The following is a 20551-nucleotide window of genomic DNA, read 5'->3' as shown; positions in this document are numbered from 1 at the left end:
GGCGGCTCCCAACCATAAAAAAAGCGGCTGCTCCTTCGGGAGCAGCCGCTTTTTTTATGGTTGATTTATCAGCTACTCCACGCGCAGTGTGCCCTGGCCCTGGGCGGGCTGGCCACCACGGGACAGGCCTTCGGTGCGGAGCTGAAACGCGCCTTTGGCATCGGAGGTGAAGAAGCGTACTTCGGCCTGGCCGGCGGCATCGGTCTGCACGGTGGGGTTCCAGTAGAGCGTGGAGCGGCGGGCATCGGGAAATTCCCGGTTGGTTTTGGGCGCGTCGTAGCGCGGCACGTAGAATTCGCGGCCGCAGTAGTAGGCCGGCAGATGCAGCACGGCCACGCCCGGCGCGGGCGCTGACGAGGGCTTGTAATTGGGGCTGCGGCGCCGCGAATACACGGCAATAACGCCATTGGAACCACGGCTGCCGTAAATCGCGGCTTGGCCGCCTTTCAGAACTTCAATGCTTTCGGCATCAGTAGCCGGGAAGTAAGCCAGGGCGCTCACGTCCACGGGCACGCCGTCGAGCAGAAACAACGGAGAGGAGCTGCCGGCAAAGCTGGTGACGCCCCGAATCAACACGTTGGTGTTTTCGCCGGTACCGGTAACGGTGACGCCCGCTACCCGGCCCTGCAGCATCTGGAGCACCGTGTTGCTGCCGCTGCCGGGGTAATCGTCCATTTTCAGCACGGTAGCGCCCGTGGACGGATAGAGGCGGCGCGGGTCGCTGACCACGGCCTTGGCCCCCTTCACCATGACACCGCCGAGCAGGATGGTTTTGGTGGTATCGAGCCGAAACTTGCGTTCGATGGTGCGCTGCTGCTGGCTGCGGGCCAGGGCATCGGCCAGGGAGCCCGGTACCTGCATGGGTAGCGGGAACATTGGCCGGCGCAGCACGGGCGGGCCGGGGTCGAGGTGCAGCTCGGCATTGCGGCCGTCTTTACCGGTGCGGGACTGCAGCGTTACATGAATGGTGTCGCAGCCGCCAATACCGTTGAACAGAAAACGGCCTTCCTCGTCGGCAGTAGTGGCCATAAACAGCTTGGTGGGCGCAGTTTGCAGAAAGTTGAGCTTGCCGCCCGGCACCGGCTTGCCGTTGCGCTGCAGTATCTGACCCAGTACGCTCACCGAGCGCTCAACGCCAAAATTCTGCACCGGGGCCTTGTTGCTCAACACGTTGGTCCAGGCAAAGCGCCGCCAGCCCTGCGTGAGCAGCAGGGCGTCGAGGTGCTGGGCGGTTTCGGGGGTGGGGTTCTGGAAGTAGTAGCCGGGGGTTTCGACGTAGCCCGCCAGGTCAGAAGTCAGTAATAGATTCGATGCGATAGTTTCGGCGTTGGCCTCGGCCTCGGCCACGCCGGCATCGGTTACGGCCAGCGACAGGTTGGCGGCCACCGGCTCGCCGGCAGCATTGGCTACGGCCACACGCACGCGCACCGGCTGACGGCTGCCGTAGCTGGGCCGGTCGGGCGTGAGGGTAACGCGCAGGCCCGGGTCGGTTTGGGCAAAGGCCAGCCGCTCGGCCAGCGGCGCACCCTGCCCATCAAAAAGCGTGAAATGCACAATGCCGGCCGGGAACTTACTTTTCGGAATGCGCGCCGTGAAGGTCTCGGTACCCGACACCTGGCCCCGGCCCACGTAGGCCGCCGTGCCGCGCACCTGGCCCAGCAGCAGCACCGGCCCGCCACTGCCCCCCTGCTGCCGGATGGCCACCAGGTAGTCGTTGGTGAGGGTGACGACGTGCAGCGTGTAGCCGCTGGCCTGCACCGCCGGCAAGGGCACCGTGAGCGGCACGGCCGCCGGGGCCAGCACCGCGTGGTAGCGCTGCCCCGCCACCGGGGTGAGCACAAACGTGCCCATGCCCAAATGACTACTGCCAAACGCGGCAACGAGTTTATTATCCCCATCAAATACTTTGCCCTCCACATCGATGCCGTGGGCGGCAAAGTCGGTGACTTTAAATGCCACGGTGTTTTCGAGGCCGGCCACCAGGTTGCCGCCTTCGGGGAAAAACTGCACGTCGGGCGGCGTGGCCACGGACTGGGCCAGCTGGCGGGCGGCGGCGGCCCGGGCCCGCACGGCCGCCGGCTTCGAGTCGGGGGTTTCGACCGGGGCCGCGGGCCAGATGGCCACCTGGCGGCTATAGAAAAAGGTGGGGCCGGCGTTGCGCATCCAGCCGGTATAGGCCCGCAGGGTGTAGTTACCGGGGCTGAGGGTATCGGGCAGGGCCACGTCGCCGGGGGCCAGGCCGGCTTCCAGGCGCAGGTTACGGCGGGCCACCAGCTGGCTGTTGGCGTTCAGCAGCTCTACGTGCAGCACCTTGCTCAGGGTGTCGGGCTGGTGGCGTTCGGCGTCTACCACGTAGGCTTTCAGCCAGATGGTTTCGCCGGCCGTGTACCAAGGCTTATCGAGGTGCAGATAAGCTTTTTCGGGTAGTGCAGCGGCATAAAACCGCTGCACACTCAGCACAAGGCGGCGCACCACATCATCGTCGGTGGGCGAGTGAAAGGCGGCGGCGCTCAGCGCTACAACGGCCAGCAGGGCGGCCGGCGGCCACGCCCGGCGCAGGCGTAAACGGGTAGAAAACGACATGGAACGGTGGAAAGAAACGCAACGGGAAGGGCCTTCGGCAAGCGGCAATAATCCTACCTACTCCGAAATCGGCTCAATATAAGAGCGCCCGGCCAAATTGGTCGGGCGCGCCGGGCATTCCAGTAAAACCGATTAAAAACCCTAGGCCGAGAGCAACTCCTTATCGGGCACGCTCATATCCTTGAGGGTGGCGGTGCCGCGCTCCTTGCGCGTAATGCGCGAGTAGAGGCTGATTTCCTGGTCGAACAGGAACATGAAGAAGAGCTTGGTATAGCTGGTGTGGGCCAGCAGGGGCTCGTAGAACTCGGGGGCCACGGTTTTGAGCTTGGGCAGGTTGTTCCACGGAATGCTGGGCATGTCGTGGTGCTCGTTGTGAAAGCCCACGTTGAGGTTGATACCGTTGAGACGGCCATAGTAGGAATAGGTTTCCTGCGAGTCGCTCAGGGTGAGGTAGTGCTCCTGAATCCAGCGCGCCCCGAGCGGGTGCAGACCCACCGAAAACCAGAAGCTCAGGAATAGGTACAGCAGGGCCGTCCAGCCGAAGAAATACACGATGGCCACGTCGAAGGCAATCTGGGCAGCGATGTTGGCAAAAACATACTTGTCGACGGTAGCAATTTCGCGACAGCGGATGGTGCGAATGAGCTGAAACACCGGGAAGAAAAACAGCCAGATGGCTTTCCCAATGCTGTAGTTGTTAATCAGCTTGGCCTCGTACCAGTCGGGCAGGTCGGCATCGAGCTCGTGTACGCCCTGAAAAACGTGGTGCTTGATGTGAAAATTCTTGAAGCTGATGGCCGTGGGGAAAATCGACGGGAAGTTGGCCAGAATGCCGGTGGCCACGTTCTGCCACAGCTTGCGAAACACCAGGTTGTGGGCCGCCTCGTGAATGACCACAAACAGCGTGTGCGAGAAAAACGCGCCCACCAGATACGCCACCGGAATGGTCCAGTACCAGGCCTGACCACGCAGAAAGTACGCAATGGCCACCTGCGCCACCACGCAGCCCAGCCCAATGAGGAAGGTAGTGGGGTTGCGCGTCATCAGCTGCTTCACCTCGGGGTGGGCCTTGATGATTTGGCGGGTGCGCACGCGGTGCGGCTCGGGGGCCGTGGCCACGGTGAAAGCATTAGGTGCTGAAGCCATAAAGAAGCAGAAGACGGGCGTGGTAAATGAGGACGCGCCCGGCCTTGCAGACAAAAATACGGCAAATAGGTTCAGCCCGGCCGCTGGCTACATCTGCTTTAGCCAGCCTTGCGCCGTGTCAACGTCGTCGAAGGTGGCCACCACCGGGCTACCAGCCGCGAACTGCAGGGTGAGGTCGGTGGAAAGGCGGCTGTAGAGGTTGGGCGAATACACCCAGGCGAAGTACCGTAGGCCGGCGGCCGCCAAGGCTGGAAACAGGTCTTTGCCGGCCCACTCGGCGGCTTCGCTCCACATGCTGGTTACGCGGGTATTGTCGTTCAGCACCTTATGGCAGCGCTGCAATTGCATGAGCCGCAGTATTTCCTGGCTGCCCTGCTGCACACTGGCCAGGTCCTGGTTGCCGTGCCAGTCGGCCAGAAGCCACTCATTCAGATGGTCATAAGCAATGGTAATATGAGGTGCTTCAAGTAACGTTTGCAGGGACATAGCTTCAAATTGGATAGCAATAGCGCCTGCTACGGGAAGTACGTAGCAAAGGATGCAAACATGAATTTTTTGCTCATCTTTATTGGGGCCCCCTCCCTCAAAAAGCATGCGCCAACCGCTGCACCAGTACAAATACGGATACTACGTCATTTCGCATCCTCCTGAATCTGCGCATTGAGCAATTGATTTCGCAACCACGGCGGCGCTGTTGCGGTTGCCATTGCAGGCCCGGCCACTAGCACGGCCACCCCACCAACCCGGACGGCTCCCGAGGCCGTACATTAAGAATCAAGGAGATTGGCACGGGTTGTAAGGCCGGCCAGGCTTCGGCGTCTATCGTCGCAGCTATCTCCTTTTAGCATTCCTCTCTTCGTCTCATTTTCATGAAAAGTCAATTGAAATCCCTTTTTGGCATTGGCCTGCTGGCCTTCACGTTTGCCTGCGGCTCGCAGCAGCCCGCCGATGCTCAGAACCCGCCGCGCTCCACGGCCGGCTTCGCGCCCACCAACCTGACCGGGCTGGCCCAGGCCACCTTTGCCGGCGGCTGCTTTTGGGCGCAGGAAGAGGCCTTTGAGCAGCTAAAGGGCGTGAAGCAGGTGGTGAGCGGCTACGCCGGCGGCACCAAGGCCAACCCCACCTACGAGGAAGTGGCCGACAAAACCACCGGCCACACCGAGACAGTGCAGATATACTACGACCCCAAAGTCATCAGCTACCAGAAGCTGGCCGACATTTTCTTTACCGCCTCGCACGACCCCACCCAGCTCAACCGCCAAGGGCCCGATGCCGGGCCGGAGTACCGCTCGGCCGCGTTCTACCGCACCCCGGAGGAAAAGAAGGTGCTGGAAACGACCATTGCCAAAGTCAACGCCACGAAGGAGTACGACGGCAAGATTGTGACCCAAGTAGTGCCGTTCCAGAAGTTCTGGCCCGCCGAGGACTACCACCAGGGCTACTACCGCCTGCACCCCGAAAGCTCCTATATTATCCACGTATCGGCGCACAAAGTAGAGCATGTGCAGAAGCTATTTCCCAAAGACCTCAAAAACCCGCTGTAGGCGTTGGCTGTTTAGTTGGCGCCCTACCAAAATGCCCTGGTCCGCAACGGCCGGGGCTTTTTGATGGCCGCCGTGCACCTGCTTCCAGCAGCCTATCTTCGAAAGCGGAAGTGGCCTGCTGGTGGCTGTTTTCAGTTGAATATCCGCTCTTGATATGTCGTTTGCTACCCCACCAGCGCTGGATTTTGAGCTGCTGTTCTCGCTGCTGCCCGCGCCCCACGGCGTATTAGCACCCGATGGCACGGTGCTGCACCTGAACGCGGCCATGGTTGCCCTGCTGCCCGCCGGCACCGCGCCCGATGCCCTCATCGGCCAGCCGCTGGCCGTACTGCGCGCCGCCGCCGAGGCGGGTGGTGCCGTGCTGGCGGCCAGCACCGCCTGGGCTCCGGCCCTGGCAGCCGCGCTGGCCGGCACGGCCCAAGTCCTGATGCCAGCCCCGGTGCCCTCCGGCCTGGCCGCACCGCACGGCTACTGGCAGGCCACGCTCCAGCCCATTCCACCGCCGCAGGCGCGCTATGTGCTGCTGCGCCTGCTCGACGTGACGCCACAGCTGCACAGCCAGCTGGTGGCCGAGCAAGAGCAGGAGCGGTTCCGGTTTCTGGCCGAAAGCCTGCCGCAGCTCGTGTGGGCCACCAACGCGCAGGGCGAGCCTGATTATACCAATCAGCGCTTCCTGACCTACACCGGCCACGACGTGCTGCAGATGAGCGAAGCGGAAAAAGCCGTTTTGTGGCAGCAGATTATTCATCCCGATGACCTGGCCGGGATGTACGCCCGCTGGGGCGAGGCGCTGCACAACGCGCAGCCCTTCGAGCTGGAGTTCCGGATGCGCGGCGTGGCGGGCGAGTACCGCTGGTTTCTTTCGCAGGTGGTGGCCCAGCGCGGGGCCGATGGGCAGGTGCAGCGCTGGTTTGGCCTGTGCACCGATATAGACGCCCGCTACCGCGCCCAGGTGCTCATGGATGACCAGCAGCGCCACATGCAGCGCATTCTCGACCAGCTGCCGCTCACCATCACCTCGATGGAAGCGCCCGATTTTCGGTTTACTTTTCTCTCGGCCCGCGCCCGGGAGTCGATGGGTTCCCGGGCCAGCATCGGCACGACCGTAGCCGAGAGCCTACCCGAAATCGCCGACCAGGGCTACCTTCAGCTTCTGCAGCAGGTAGTGGCCACCGGACAGCCCGTGCTGGGCCACGAAGAGCGTTCCATCCTGACCGACCCCACCACCGGCGAGCTCCGCGAGTATTACAACAACTTCGGCTACCTGCCGCTGGCCGGCGAGCCCGGGGCCGCCCCCGGCGTGCTGGCCTACAGCCTCGACGTGACCGAGCAGGTGCAGGCCCGCCAGCGTAGTGAAGCCCTGCTGGCCGAGGCCCGCGCCGCCGACCAGCGCCTGCGCCACGTGACGGAAAGCCTGCCGTCCATCACCTTCATCAGCGACCAGACCGGGCAGGTGCTCTACCTCAGCCCGCAGTGGTATGCCTACACCGGCACCCAGCTGGGCGATGACCTGGCCAATGCCTGGACTGCCTGCCTGCACCCCGACGACAGCGCCCGCGTGGCCACCGAATACGCCGTTGCGCTGGCCGCCGGCACGCCGTGGCACTACGAGCTGCGCCTGCGCCGCCACGATGGCGAATACCGCTGGTTTATGAGCCAGGGCGTGCCCGAGCCGCTGGCCGATGCCGTGGGCCACGCCCGGCAGTGGTTCGGCTCCGACCTCGACATTCACGAGCTACACGAGGCCCGGTATAGCCTCGAAGTTAAAGACCGGCAGCTAAGCCAGATTCTGGCCCAGGCCCCGGCGTTTATTGCCACGTTTGAGGGCCCCGACCACCGCTACTCTTTCTTCAACGCCGGCTACTACCAGCTGATGAGCCCCCGCCCCCACCTGGGCCAGCCCGTGGCCGAGGTGCAGCCCGAAGTGGCCAGGCAGGGCTTTCTGAAGCTGCTCGACCGCGTGTACCAGACCGGCCAGCCATTTGTGGGGCACGAAATGCTCATTCGGCTGCCCGGCCACCACCCCACCGAATCCCTGACGGAGCACTACTTGGACCTGAACCTGGTGCCCCTGCGCGACAACCAAGACCGGGTGTATGGCGTGCTGAGCTTTGCCCTGGAAGTAACCGAGCGCGTGCACGCCCGCCAGCACGCCGAGGCCCTGGCGGCCGAAATGAACCGCCGCAACGAGCAGGTGAACGCCATCACCGCTTCGGTGCCGGTGTTCATTTTCAACTTCGACCCCAGCGGCTACATCACCTACACCAACCCGTACTTCTACGAATACACCGGCCTGAGCCCGGCCGCTGCGCCCAACGCGGCCTGGGACTTCCTGCCGCCCGACGACCGCGCCGCCGTGAGCACCGTGGCCCAGGCGGCCATGGCGGCCGGCGAAGCCTGGCAGGCCACCTTCCGCTGCCGCCGGCACGATGGCGAGCTGCGCTGGTTTCAGACCAAAGTGCAGCCCTACACCAATGCCGCCGAGCAGCTGGCCGGCTTCAGCGCGGCCACCGTGGAGATTCACGACCTGCACGAGCGCACCGAGGAGCTGACCCGCAGCCGCACCGACTTTGCCGCGCTGGCCGACAACATGGCCCAGCTGGCCTGGATGGCCGACGCCACGGGCCATATTTTCTGGTATAACCAACGCTGGTACGATTACACCGGAGCCACTTTTGAAACCATGCAGGGCGAGGGCTGGCAGGCCGTGCACGCCCCCACCCTGCTGGCAGACATCAATGCCCGGTACCAAGTGGCTATTCAGGCCGGGCAGCCGTGGGAAGACACCTTCCCGCTGCGCCGCCACGACGGCGAGTACCGCTGGTTCCTGAGCCGCGCCCGGCCCATCCGCGACGAAGCTACCGGCGCGGTGGTGCGCTGGTTCGGCACCAACACCGACGTGACCGAGCTGCGCCACCTGCAAACCCAACTGGCCGCCAGCGAGGAAGAGCAGCGCATTCAGGTCGAGAGCATTCCGCAGCAGGTGTGGACGGCCCGGCCCGATGGCACCGTGGACTTCTACAACCATCGCACGGCCGCCTACCTGGGCGAAGCCATGGAGAAAAACGGCGCGGCGGAGTGGCTCAGCTTCGTGCACCCCGACGACCGCGCCCCCATGGAGCAGCGGTGGCAGGCCGCCATTGCCAGCCAGCGCTACTACGAGGCCGAATTCCGCCTGCGCCGCTACGATGGCCAGTACCGCTGGTTTCTGGGCCAAGCCCAGGCCCGCCGCGCTCCCGGCGGCCACATCCTGAAATGGTACGGCACCAACACCGATGTGCACCAGCAGCGCGTGCTGCAGGAGCAGGTGCTGGCCAGCCAGGCCCGCTTCAAGCAGTTGCTCGAAACCCTGCCCCAACTGGCCTGGACAGCCCGACCCGATGGCAGCATCAACTATTATAACCAGCGCTGGTACGACCTGCTGGACACCTCGTTTGAAGAGCTGAAGGGCTGGGGCTGGGAACAGTTTATCCACCCCGATGACCTGACCGGCACCCTGCGCCACTGGCGCCATAGCCTACGCACCGGCGAAACCTTCACCAACGAGCACCGCTGGCGCGACAAGCAGGGCCACTACCGCTGGTTTATGGCCCGCGGCGAAGCCATCCGGGATGCCCACGGGGAGGTGGTGCTGTGGGTGGGCACCAACACCGACGTGCACGATTTGAAGCAGGCCCAGCACCAGCTCGAAAGCCAGAATGCCCGCCTGCGACGCACCAACGAGGACCTGGACAATTTCATCTACACGGCCTCGCACGACCTCAAGCAGCCCATCAACAACATGGCCGGCATTTTTGAGGAGCTCACCCGCACGGCCTATTTCCGCGACCCCGACGCCATCAAGCTCATCAACTACTTTGAGCGCGCCCTGGCCCGGATTTATGCCACCATCGACGACCTCAGCGCCATTGTGCAGGTGCAGCGCCAGCAGCAGGAAATGCCGGCCGAAGCCGTGAGCCTGAGTCAGCTGACGGACGAAATATTAGCCAGCCTGCACGACCAGATTACCCAGACCGGGGCCACGTTTGCGCTGGATTTTGCCACGTATCCGGTGGTCACATTTGTGCGCCTCAACCTGCAAAGCGTCCTGTTCAACCTCATCAGCAACTCGCTGAAATACGCCGCCCCCGGCCGGCCGCCGCGCATCCGCCTCAGCAGCACCCCCGATGCCCTCACCGGCCGCCCCACCCTCACGGTGCAGGACAACGGCCTGGGCATCGACCTCGACCGCTTTGGCCCGCAGCTGTTCCAGCTCTTCCGCCGCTTCCATCCGCAGGTCGACGGTACCGGCATGGGCCTCTACCTCGTCAACCGCATTGTGCAGAACCACGGCGGCCGGCTCGAAGTGAGCAGCAAGGTGGACGAGGGCACCACGTTTCAGATTTATTTGTGAGGATTGGGGGCGACTGGTTGTCACACTAAAAAAGAACGTCATGCAGCGCGCAGCGAAGCATCTTTGCCGCAGCAAGTAATCTAATCGAAAGGATTTACTATTGCAGTAAAGATGCTTCGCTGCGCTCGGCATGACGTTATTTTGAAATCCTCCATCTCACCCCTCCCCCCATGCTCCAGTCTAAGCTTCCCGACGTTGGCGTCAGCATCTTCACCCAAATGACCCTGCTGGCCCAGGAAACCGGGGCCATCAACCTGGCGCAGGGCTTTCCCGATTACGACCCGCCGCAGGAGCTGCTCGAAGCCCTGGCCCGCCACGCCCGCACCCCCGGCCACCACCAGTACGCGCCCATGCCCGGCCTGCCCCGGTTGCGCGAGGCCATTGCGGCCCAGGTAGCCCGCCTCCACGCCGACGCGCCCACCCCCGACCCGGCCACCGAAATCACCGTCACGGCCGGTGCCACCGAGGCGCTCTATGCCGTGCTGGCCGCCGTGGTGCGCCCCGGCGATGAAGTGGTGGTGTTTGAGCCGGCTTATGATTTGTACGGACCGGCCATTCGGCTGCAGGGCGGCGTGCCGCGCTACGTGCGCCTGCCCGCCCCTCATTTCCGCCCCGACTGGGACGCCGTGCGCCGGGTGGTATCGCCCCGCACCCGCCTCGTACTGGTGAATACGCCCCACAACCCCAGCGGGGCCCTGTTCACGGCCGACGACTGGCACGAGCTGGCCCGCCTGCTCGACGGTACCGATGCGCTGGTGCTCAGCGACGAAGTGTACGAGCACCTCGTGTTCGACGGCGCCCCGCGCATGAGCGCCCGCCAGCATCCGGCCCTGCGCGAGCGCAGCTTCGTGCTCTCATCCTTCGGCAAAACCTACCACGCCACCGGCTGGAAAGTAGGCTACTGCATTGCCCCGCCCGCCCTCACGGCCGAGGTACGGCGCGTGCACCAGTTCCTCACCTTTGCCGTGAGCACGCCCACCCAGCACGCCCTCGCCGACGCCCTCACCGATGATGCCACCGATGCCCATGCCCGGGGCCTGGCCGGCTTCTACCAGCAGAAGCGCAACGAATTTCGGGCCCTACTCGACGGCGCGGGCTGGGACCTGCTGCCCGTGCCCGGCGGCTATTTCCAGCTAGCCCGCTACGATGCCTTTTCGCCCGCCAGCGACCTGGCCTTTGCCCAGTTCCTGGCCCGCGACAAGGGCGTGGCCGTGGTGCCCGTCTCGGCCTTCTACCACGATGGGTTCGATGATGGCCTAATCCGGTTCTGCTTCGCCAAGGAATCGGCCACGCTGCAGGCGGCGGCGGCGCGGCTCCGTCAGTAGCCGCCGGCCCGCCTCGCTCGCAGGCTGCTGATTTTCAATTGCCCGCTTTTTCCCAAAGAAGCGGGCAGTTTTATTTCCGACGCTCAGCATGCTGCGACCCGGGCCCGGTAAGTGGCTCCATTTCTCGCAGTGGCCATCCATATTCTGGAGGCCTGTCGGGTGAGAAGCGGGGCTAAAGTGTCCGATACCAGCATGTAACACCGGGTAAACAGCACGATTGCCGGGGCCTGCGCTGCTCGCTTTGAGTTGTGAGAAAAGGCCTGCGGCCTGCAAAACCGCTGTTCTGGCCGTCACCCCCCTTGCCCAAAGGGCCGACACACGAAAACAAGCTCAGCTATTAGCGGTTGCCCCCCTTCAACAAGGGAGTACTTTAAGTACTTTTTAGAAATTCCCGATTCTTGAAAAAAACCACTTTTAAATATAGCTAAAACCGCCCGCGCATTAGATTGGCCTGAAGTATTCGCTAATGGTCTCGGCCCTTCTATCATTCCAAAAAACAACTTTTCAGCCGCTTAGCCCATCCAGCACCAGGGGGCGTTCGCCGAGTATTCAACACTGTTAAACTCATTAATCCCCGGTTGCTATTCGCTATTTATTACAAATTCATACCTTTCGAAATATTGAAAGCTGAACAATAAACCCATTCGGCTTTTTTCTATTCGCCTAACACTTCCCACCCGTGTCATTTGAACTAGAAATGGCGGGCGACCTCTCCGCCGCAGCGCCCGTCCCCGCCCGTGTTTCCTACGACCACGTGGTGCTGCCCGGCGACTTCCCCGACCCCACCGTCACCAAAATCGGCGATACGTACTGGGCCAGCGCCACCTCGGCCGAGTGGGGCGCGGTGTTCCCGCTCTTCACCTCGCAGAATTTACTGGATTGGGAATTAGTGGGCCACGTTTTCCCCGAGAAGCTACCCGACTGGGCCGGCTCCAACTTCTGGGCCCCCGAGTTTTACTATGAAAACGGCCGCACCTACGTGTACTACACTGCCCGCAAAAAGGGCGGCGTGCTGTGCGTAGCCGTGGCCAGCGCCGACCATCCTGCCGGCCCCTATACCGACCACGGCCCGCTGGTGGGCCAGGAAGCCGGCTCCATAGACGGCTTTGCGATGCCCGACGAGCACGGCAACCTCTACCTCATCTGGAAGGAAGACGGGAACTCCTGCCACCAGGACACGCCCATCTGGGCGCAGCGCCTGAACCCGGAGCGCACCGCCCTCATCGGTGAAGCCACCGAGCTGTTTGGCAACGATGCGCAGTGGGAAGGCCCGCTGGTGGAAGGCTCGGCCCTGGTGCGGCACAACGGCTGGTTTTACATGTTTTATGCCGGCAATAGCTGCTGCGGCAAGAGCTGCAACTACGCCACCGGCGTGGCCCGGTCCCGCCACCTGCTGGGCCCTTGGGAAAAGCACGCGCAAAACCCCATCCTCGACCGCAACACGACCTGGAAGTGCCCCGGCCACGGCACCGTGACCGAGCTGGACGGCCGCTGGTTCCTGCTGCACCATGCTTACGCGGCCGAAAGCCACGAGTTTGTGGGCCGCCAGGGCCTCCTCAGCGAGTTTACCTGGAATGCCGAGGAATGGCCCGAGTTCGTGCACCGCAGCCCCCAGGCCCCGCCCCTCACCAACATGGCCCGCTTCAACGTAGCCGATGGGTTCGCGGGCGACCGCCTGGGCCTGGCGTGGCAGTGGCCCATTGGCCAGCAGCCCACCACGGCCGTGCGCCACGGCCAGCTGCACCTCGCCGCGCACGACTCGCGCCTCGGGGCGCTGGTGGCGCGCCGCACCCACGCTGCTACCTATAAGGCCGCCACCACCCTCGACTTCGCCACGCTGCCCGCCGATACCTTCGCCGGCCTGGCCGCCGTGGGCGACCCCTACAATGCCCTGGCAATAATGGCCGGCAACGGCCAGCTCCAAATATGGCACCTGAAAAGCGGCAAGCAACAGTGCCTGGCCACTATTTTCATCGATGCCTGCCCTACTCTATCGCTGCGCCTCGAAGTATGGGGCGGCCAGCGCTACCGCTTCGCCTACAGCACCGACGGAGCTACCTGGCAGTCCCTGCCCACCGAAAACTTCACGCTGAACGGCACCTACCTCCCGCCCTGGGACCGGGGCGTGCGCGTGGCGCTGGTAGCCCAGGGCGATGCCGACAACACGGCCACGTTCAACAATTTCATCATCTGCAACCAGCGGTAGGAAGTATGCCTTTGCTCTTTCTGCTCTTTCGGAGTTGTACTCCGAAAGCCGCCTGCCGGGGGCTTGCAGCCCCCATCGTCAGACTATTTCAGTTCAACGATTGGGAGTGAAGCTCCCTGGCAGGTTCGCTTTCGGAGTACAACTCCGAAAAAGCAGAGAGCAGGCCGGCACACCCAAAACAGCAACGCCCGGCACATCAGTGTCGGGCGTTGCTGTTTTTACGGTTGCGAGCTATTGCCCTAGCGGCGATGCTTGGTCTTGGTCTTCGTTTTCGAAGGGGTGGATTTCGTGGTGGCTTTGTGGGCCGGGCTCTTTTTGGCGCTGGTATTCTTGGCTTTCGAAGCGCTGCTGTGGGTGGCTTTGCTGCTTTTGCTCTTCGAGGTGCTTTTGCTGGAATGCGCGGTCGATTTGGCTTTCGCTTTCGACGAAGCCGACTTGCTTTTGCTCTTGCTGCTGGTGTGCGCCGTCGATTTGTGCGCTTTCGATTTGCTGCTGCTACTACGGTGGCTGCTGTGGCGGGCGGCGCGGCGGGCTTCGGCGCGGGCTTCGGCGCGGGCCTCGGCGCGGGCTTCGGCGCGGGCTTCGGCGCGGGCGGCGGTGCGGCGGGCGGCCAGGGCTTCGGAGTGACGCGCCTCGTAGCTACGGGCGGTGCGGGCCGACATGCTGGCGGCTTCGTCGGTGGCCTCGGCGTAGTGGGCCGTGGCATCCGACTCGGGCGATGCGGTGTTGTCTTCGTTGCCGGCTTTGGAGGCTTCGGCTACGATTTTCTTACGACGCACCGGCATCAGAAAATCACGCTCGGCGCGCTCACGGAGGCTGAGGTTTTCCTCGCCCGGCAGCTTGGTTACGGGGGTTTGCTTCTCGTTTTGGGCCTGGGCGCTGCCCCAGGTGAGGAGCAACAAAAGGAAGGCAAATAGGTGCTTCATAGACGAATAAAGAAATATCAACAGTAGACAAAGCTACACCTCACCCCGGTTAAATGCAAGGGCAAAGTGGTTTTAAACCCTTTCGGAGCCGTTTGAGCCACCTAAGGGCCTATTTGCTCACCCGTCGGCTACGGGGCTACCTGCAGCCGCACGCCGGCCGATTGCGCTCCGAATTCAGGCGCATACAAACACTGTACCTGACTCAGGCCACCCGAAAAATCGCCGGCCTGGCTGGCCCGCAAGCGGTACTCAAAAACGTGGGTACCACGCGGCACTTCACCCAGGAAAAAGTTGGTGGCCGCGTCGCGGGGCGACTCATAGTAGCCCAGGCCGTTCTGGTAGCGGTAGCCGCTGGTTTGGCCGATGGGCTCGAGGCCGGCGGCGCGCTGGTCCTTGAGGTGCACGTATTCGAGGGCGCGGTCGGTGCGCAGCACGAGGCGCACCACCAGCGCATCGCCGATTTTTAGGGGGGAAGCAGCCGTGAGCTTCTCCAGCACCGGGCCGGCGGCGGTGCGGGTTTCGCGGTAGAGCTGGCGCTCCAGGCTGAGCGGCGTGGCGGCGGGCGTCACCTTGTCGATGTCCTCGAAATACTGCCAGTAAAGCGCGCCCCAAGCCACGCCCGCGTCGGGCTTGGTGATGGTCACGTTGCCCTGGGCGGGCTGGATTTCGGCGGCGGACCAGCTGGTTTTGAAATAGCCGGTGCCGGCCTGCGCGGCAGCAGGCTTCACCGCCTGGCTGCCGACGGTGATTTGCAGGGGCTGAGTGGGCGCGAGCCAATCGGAGCCGCGCAGCAGCAGGGCATAGCAGGCATCGGCGGTGGCGCGGGTGCTCTCCCAGTGGTGGGTTTGCTTCTGCTTCAGCAGCCAGAGCTTCATTTCATCCACCGATTTCTGGTCGTTCTTCACTTCATCGAAGGCTTCGATGAGCGTGGCCTGGGTTTCGGTGGGGGCTTCGCGCCAGTAGTAGCCGCCGCGCACTTCCTTCCAGTACATGCCCAGTTCGGGCGAGTGCAGGGCATTTTCGGCGAGGGCGCGAAGAATCTCAGCAGCGGCAGGAGCCTTGGCATCGCGCCGAAACAGAGCCAGCGCAATTTGCGCTTGCAGGTAGCGGGTCTGGGCGGGCCAGAATTTGGCGGCCTGCCCGCGGTAGTAGGCGTAGGCCGTTTTTGTAGTCGCTTCGGCGGGCTGGGGCCAGAAACTGCGGGCGTAAAGGGCCTGGATTTGCATGTCGCTGAGGTGGTTATCGGCCAGCTTCACGTTTTTCTGGCGGCGCAGCTCGGCGTAGTCTTTGGCTAGGCCGGCGTCGAGGTAGCGCATGGCATTTTGCAGAATGTCGCGGCCCACGGCATCTTTCTCGGCATCAAAGGCGCCGAGTTTTTTGAGCTTGCCAAAGCCGGCCACGATGAGCTGCGTGATGTACCGGTCGTCGGGCATTTTCTCGAACCACGGGAAGGCCCCGCCGGGCAGCTGCATGCGCTGAAGCCTGAGCAGGGCGCGGCTGGTTTCGCCCTGCAGCCGGGCTTCGTCGAACAGCTCGGTGAGACGGGCCAGGCGGGCGGTTTCGCCCTGCGCGTCGCGCACCCAGGGCGTTTCCTGGAGCAGCAGATTTTTCAACTCCTGATTCTGGGCCAGCTTGCTTTCGAGGGCATTTTTCTGCGCCGCCGTACCGCTCTGGGCCTGGCGCGTCCACTCGGCCAGGATGGTTTTGAAGCGCGGGTTGTCCTTGAGAATCTGCGCCGCGATGAGGTTGGCGTAAAGGCGGCTGAATACCTGCTCGGAGCACTCATAAGGGTACTCCATGAGGTATGGCAGGCTTTGCACAGCATACCAGGCGGGGTTGGCGGTCATTTCCAGCGTGAGGCTGTAGTTGCGCCGCGTGGGGCTGCTGGTGCTGGTAAGCTTCTTCAGCTCGAATGCCCGCGTGCCGGGGCCCACGATGGGCAGCGGCAGACTCTCGGTGATTAAAATTTTATTCGGCAGGACCGGGAGGGTGTTTTCCTCGCCGTCGGAGAAACTGGTACTTGGTGCTTGGTTGTTGGTGCCTGACTTTTGATTCTTACGCTTGGGCTTCTTGTCCTTAGCAGACTCAGCACCAGGCACCAAGCTTTGTGCACTAACCACCACCCGATACGTCACGGCCACCGGCGCGAAATCACTCGGCAGCGCAATTTCCCAACCCAGGGCGGCGCTCTGGTGCGCGGCAGCCGATACGGATTGCTGTGCCGAACCTTTCAGTAATTGGCTCGTGATATCCTGGCCCGTGGCGGCGTCGAGCAGGAAAAGTTGCGCGGTGCCGCTGGTGGCGTGGTCGGTCAGGTTCGAAAACTTGGCGGGGAAGGTGAAGGTGTCGCCCTGCCGCAGGAAGCGCGGCGCGTTGGGCGTTATCTGGATTTCCTTTTGGGTGACGAGCTGCCGGGCGAGCTGGCCGCTGTGCAGGCTTTTGTCGTGGGCCAGGGCCAGCAGCTGCCAGCGCGTCACGGCCTCGGGCATCTGAAATTCGAGCACGATGTCGCCGTTCTTGTCGGTGCGCAGGGCCGGCTGCCAGAAGGCCGTTTCGCGGAAATCGGTGCGGGTGGGCACGGTGGAGAGGTCGGGGGCGGCGGGCTTGGGCTCGGGAGTGCTACGTGTTCCGCGAATCATGATACGCTGATTGCCTTGCGGCGCGGCCGATGCTGCTATGTCAGCCGCCTGCATGGGCGCAGCAACAGAGTAGGCCTTATTCTCTACCACTTCTTCAAGTATCTGCCTGTCTCCTACTATAAAAGGCCTGCTACCATAAACTCCATTACCATAGTAGACAAAGCTTTCAGCGTTGCTCCGCAACAGTGGGTAGTCTATTCCATCTGATGAATTGGGATTGTGTTGCTCAAAAAAAAGTCGTGAACTCACCTCCCCAAAACTTCCCTGCCAGCCAAACCGCGCCGGGTAATACCCCACGCCAAACCCCAGCCCCATGAAGCTGTGCGGGCGGAAAATATCCAGGCTCTGGTCATAGAGGGTGGCCAGCAGCTCGGCATCGGCGGCTTTGCCGTTGGCCTGGTGGATGGTGACGCGCCAGGTTTCCCGCTGGCCGGGCTGGAGCTTGTCGCGGAACGTGGCGATGGAGAGCTGGAGGGGCTGGGGCTGCTCTGCCACCTGCACGGTGGCGTCGTGGCGGTAGAGGTGGTTGTCGCGCACCTGCGTGGTGTGAATGTAGAGCGGGCCCAGGGCCGTGGCAGCGCCACTTTCGATGTGCAGGCGGCGCTGCTCATTGGCATTCAGCGTCAGCCATTCCTGGCGCAGCAGCTGGCCTTCGCGCTCCACTTCCAGCAGAATGCGGGCACCGGCTTCGCTGCTGCCCAGTAGGATTTCCGTGGATTGGCCGGGGGCCACGGTATCGGCCAGGGCCACAAACCAATCCGGCGTGGCGAAGGGCACGATGGCGGACTGCGCGTCGTAGAGCGTGAAATCAAGGCGGGCCGTGTCGGTTTCGGCGGTGAAGGCTTCGAGGCGGTAGCGGCCGGTGGGCAGGGCGGCCAGGGCAGCTTGCAGGTCGAGGGCAGAGCTGGCTTTGGTGTCGAAAGCCAGGGTTTTCACCAGCTCCGACTTGGCTTCATTTTCCTCCGTTTCGGGAGCCGGGCCGGGCACACCGGGCGGGTTGGGCCGGTAGCGGCGGGCCAGCAGGCGCAACGTGCCAGCGGCGGGCAGCGCCTCGCCGGTGGCGTTGGTGCTGAGTAGCGTGTAGGTGGGCAGCTTGGCTTTGTCGGCCATAGCGGGGCCGGCCAGGCGCAGACTGAGCGGATTGCGGCCAATGGGGAAGCTGCGGGTGCCGGTGCGGGTTTCGCCGGCCGCATCGGTCACGTCGGCGGTTACTTCGAATAAATAGCCCGGCTCCCAACCCCGGCGGCCGGTGGCTTTGGGCACCAGCGGCGGCGTGAAGGTGAGCGTAAAGCGACCTTCAGCATCGGTGGCGGTGGTACCGTGGGCAATTTCCTGGCTGCCCTGCCCCCGGCCCGGCGCATACATCCCGCGCCCGCCGTAGCCATAATCGAACAGCGCAAATAGCTCGCGGCGCGTAATGCGGTAGCTTACCGTAGCGCCGTCGGTGGCCTGCCCGGCATAGGCGCGGGCGCGGCCATTGATGGCGAGCGGCTGGCCCAGCTGTGGCCGGCCGGGCACTGAGTCGATGCTGACCAGAAAAGTGGGCCGCTTATAGTCCTCCACTGCGAAACGGAGGCTACCGTGGTCGGTTTGCAGAGTCATTTCGCCATTAAGCAGACCCGTGGGAAGCACGATGGAACCGTTGAAACTCCCAAACTCTGAGGTGGTGAACGGCAGGGTTTGCACGGGCTGGCCGTTCACGTCCATCAGCCCGACCACTACCGGCTGCTTGGTTACAAGGCTGCTTTTGCCGCGCAGTGTTTCCGTCAGAATGCCTTTGAAATACAGCGTCTGGCCGGGCCGGTAAATAGCGCGGTCGGTAAACAGGAAGGTGCGGCGCTGGGCCTGTTCGCTCATCAGGTTCGGCCGGTAGTAGCGCCCGATACCGTCCAGCCTCAATGTGTCGTTGCCCCGCCAGACGCGTACGGCCGTGACTCGCTCACCATCCGACTCGTTTGGGTTGGAAGCCTGGATTTCCACCTCGCCCGAAGCGGCAGTTTTGTACACGTCCCCCGTTCGGGTTATTTGTTTCCGCGCCTTCTGGTCGTAGCGGCTGTAGGTGGCCTGCGCCTGCACCCCGGCCAGCGGCGCGCCCTGCTGCCGATGCAGCAACAGCAGCTTCAATGCCCAATCGGTAAGGCCGTGCTGGCTCACGGCGCTCAGCTCGCTCGCCCCCATAAACCCGTAGCTCGTCACCGCGCCCGGCCGCTGCTCCGTCGGTTTCGTGGCCTGGTTGCTTATGATGACCAAATAATACCCCACGGGTAGCGCCGCACCCGCCGCCCCAAACTTCTGCTCTTTGTAATCCTGCGGATGCGCGGGCACCGGCACCGCCCAGGTAGCGGCCGGCGCGGCGCGCAGGACGCGGGCGTAGCGCTGGGCCACGGTGCGTTGCAGGGCATCATACTGGCCCGAATTTTCCCACTCCTTCAGCGAAATGCGGTAGGCCCAGGCGTGCAAGCTGGTCACGTTGCGGGCCATCAGGTCCAGCCGCCAGGACTGGCTGGGCAGAACGATATCCGAGGCGGTAAAGCTGATTTCCGGCTGCTCCAGCTGCTCGCGCAGCTGCCGGGCCCGCGCCGCACCGCGCGACTTTGAGAACCGCGCTTCAGCCTCCCGCGCCAGGCGCACGGCGGCCACGTTATCACCGGTTTCGCGCACGGCTTCGGCCCGGCGGGCCATAAACTCGGTGCTGATGGGTAACGCCTCATACGTTTCGGCCATTTGCACCAAAGCCGGCTCGTACTGCGCAGCCAGGTCAGTATGCTGGGTGAGGGAATGCAGGTAATCCACGCGGCTCAAATCCACATCGGCCAAGGCGGCCAGATTCTGGGGCACCAGCTGCTGGCGCGAGGCCGTGAGGCGCTGTAACAGGTGCAGCGCGTGCAGCTGGCCGTTCAACGAGTCGGCCTCCGGGGCTAGCAGGCGCAGCGCGGCAAACTCCTGGGCGGTGCCAAACAGCTTGGGCACCGTGAGCTGAAACTGCTGCTCGGGCCGGGTCACGTACAATTCCTGGTTCTTCAGGCCCTCAATGGCGCGCTGAGCCAGCAAATCATACAGCGTAGGGCGCAGGGCGCGGCCTTCGGCATCGCCGCCGGTAGCCAGGTCGCCCAGCTCGGCCAGGGTGGTTTTCAGCTGGCGCTGGGGCTCATCTTCCACCGACTGGTAGTAGTGCCGCACAATGGCCGCGCCCAGCCGGCCCATGTCCCAGGTGGCGAGGCCAGTGCCGCCATCGGCCGTTTTTTGGCCGTCGGTAGTGGGCGAAGCCCCGGCCGTGCGCTGGTAGAGGCGGTAACGGTTCTGGTTGAGGTAGGTGGTGTACTGCTCGGCCAGCAGCGAGTGCAGAATGGGCCGAGCCGGAAAGGCGGCGGTTTTCACATCATTTTCCAGCAGGGCAATGGCCTTTTCGTCGGCATCCTCCTGTTTAGCCTGCAGCAGGCGAATTTTATAGAGCAGCGCCCGCACGTAGGCCGGGCTGTTGCCCTCCTTTTTGGCCTGCTGATAGATGGCTTCCACCAGCGGCGCGGCCGTGGCGGTCTGGTCCTTCTTCAGCAGCGCGTCAATCTTCTTCCACTGTGCGGCGTAGGGGCCGGGCGGTGACCCGGGCGCGGCCGAGTCGGCACGAACAATCATGGTCAGGAGCAGGCAGGCAAACAAGAACAGGCGCATAGGCGGGGTGGGCACAAGCAGAAGGTTGAAGCCATAAAGATGCCCGGTCGAACTTTATTGCACAGAGCGGGCTATATTTTCGCACACCGTAGCGCGAACTTTTAGTTCGCGTCACAGAAC

At 63.5% G+C, this 20551-nt stretch carries 9 protein-coding genes; 4 read left to right on the top strand and 5 right to left on the bottom strand.

Features of this window, described 5'->3' with window-relative positions; genetic code table 11:
• Nucleotides 1-72 precede the first annotated feature (72 nt).
• From KQ659_RS02425 to KQ659_RS02415, 3 genes are all read right to left on the bottom strand, one after another.
• On the bottom strand, nucleotides 73-2583 hold the full coding sequence (locus KQ659_RS02425) for a TonB-dependent receptor plug domain-containing protein (RefSeq protein WP_216690345.1): 2511 nt from the start codon (nucleotides 2581-2583) through the stop codon (nucleotides 73-75).
• A gap of 141 nt (nucleotides 2584-2724) precedes the next feature.
• Entirely contained in the window at nucleotides 2725-3729 is a 1005-nt protein-coding gene (locus KQ659_RS02420) for a fatty acid desaturase (RefSeq protein WP_216678952.1), read from the bottom strand.
• An 87-nt stretch (nucleotides 3730-3816) separates the two neighbouring features.
• A complete protein-coding gene (locus KQ659_RS02415) occupies nucleotides 3817-4215 on the bottom strand; it encodes a hypothetical protein (protein WP_216685424.1) in 399 nt (132 codons plus the stop codon).
• Between the two features lie 383 nt (nucleotides 4216-4598).
• Between KQ659_RS02415 and msrA the strand changes: the two genes are divergently transcribed.
• The 4 genes from msrA (at nucleotide 4599) to KQ659_RS02395 (ending at nucleotide 13197) form a co-directional block, all read left to right on the top strand.
• The gene (msrA, locus tag KQ659_RS02410; protein ID WP_216685425.1) at nucleotides 4599-5273 is read left to right on the top strand and encodes a peptide-methionine (S)-S-oxide reductase MsrA; all 675 of its coding nucleotides are present in this window, start codon (nucleotides 4599-4601) and stop codon (nucleotides 5271-5273) included.
• Between the two features lie 154 nt (nucleotides 5274-5427).
• Nucleotides 5428-9666 (top strand): PAS domain-containing sensor histidine kinase, encoded by a 4239-nt coding sequence (locus KQ659_RS02405; RefSeq protein WP_216690346.1) that lies wholly within the window; start codon nucleotides 5428-5430, stop codon nucleotides 9664-9666.
• 170 nt (nucleotides 9667-9836) lie between these two features.
• On the top strand, nucleotides 9837-10991 hold the full coding sequence (locus KQ659_RS02400; protein ID WP_216690347.1) for a methionine aminotransferase: 1155 nt from the start codon (nucleotides 9837-9839) through the stop codon (nucleotides 10989-10991).
• Between the two features lie 679 nt (nucleotides 10992-11670).
• Complete coding sequence (locus KQ659_RS02395; RefSeq protein ID WP_226929802.1) at nucleotides 11671-13197, top strand: family 43 glycosylhydrolase; 1527 nt, start codon at nucleotides 11671-11673, stop codon at nucleotides 13195-13197.
• A 239-nt stretch (nucleotides 13198-13436) separates the two neighbouring features.
• Here the strand turns inward: KQ659_RS02395 and KQ659_RS02390 are convergent, their stop codons facing one another.
• Together KQ659_RS02390 and KQ659_RS02385 are read right to left on the bottom strand one after the other, a co-directional pair.
• Complete coding sequence (locus tag KQ659_RS02390; protein WP_216690348.1) at nucleotides 13437-14123, bottom strand: hypothetical protein; 687 nt, start codon at nucleotides 14121-14123, stop codon at nucleotides 13437-13439.
• A gap of 128 nt (nucleotides 14124-14251) precedes the next feature.
• A complete protein-coding gene (locus KQ659_RS02385) occupies nucleotides 14252-20446 on the bottom strand; it encodes an alpha-2-macroglobulin family protein (RefSeq protein WP_216690349.1) in 6195 nt (2064 codons plus the stop codon).
• Nucleotides 20447-20551 lie beyond the last annotated feature (105 nt).

The sequence above is a fragment of the Hymenobacter siberiensis genome, assembly GCF_018967865.2.
Taxonomy (GTDB): domain Bacteria; phylum Bacteroidota; class Bacteroidia; order Cytophagales; family Hymenobacteraceae; genus Hymenobacter; species Hymenobacter siberiensis.
This window is presented reverse-complemented; position numbering and strand designations above follow the sequence as displayed.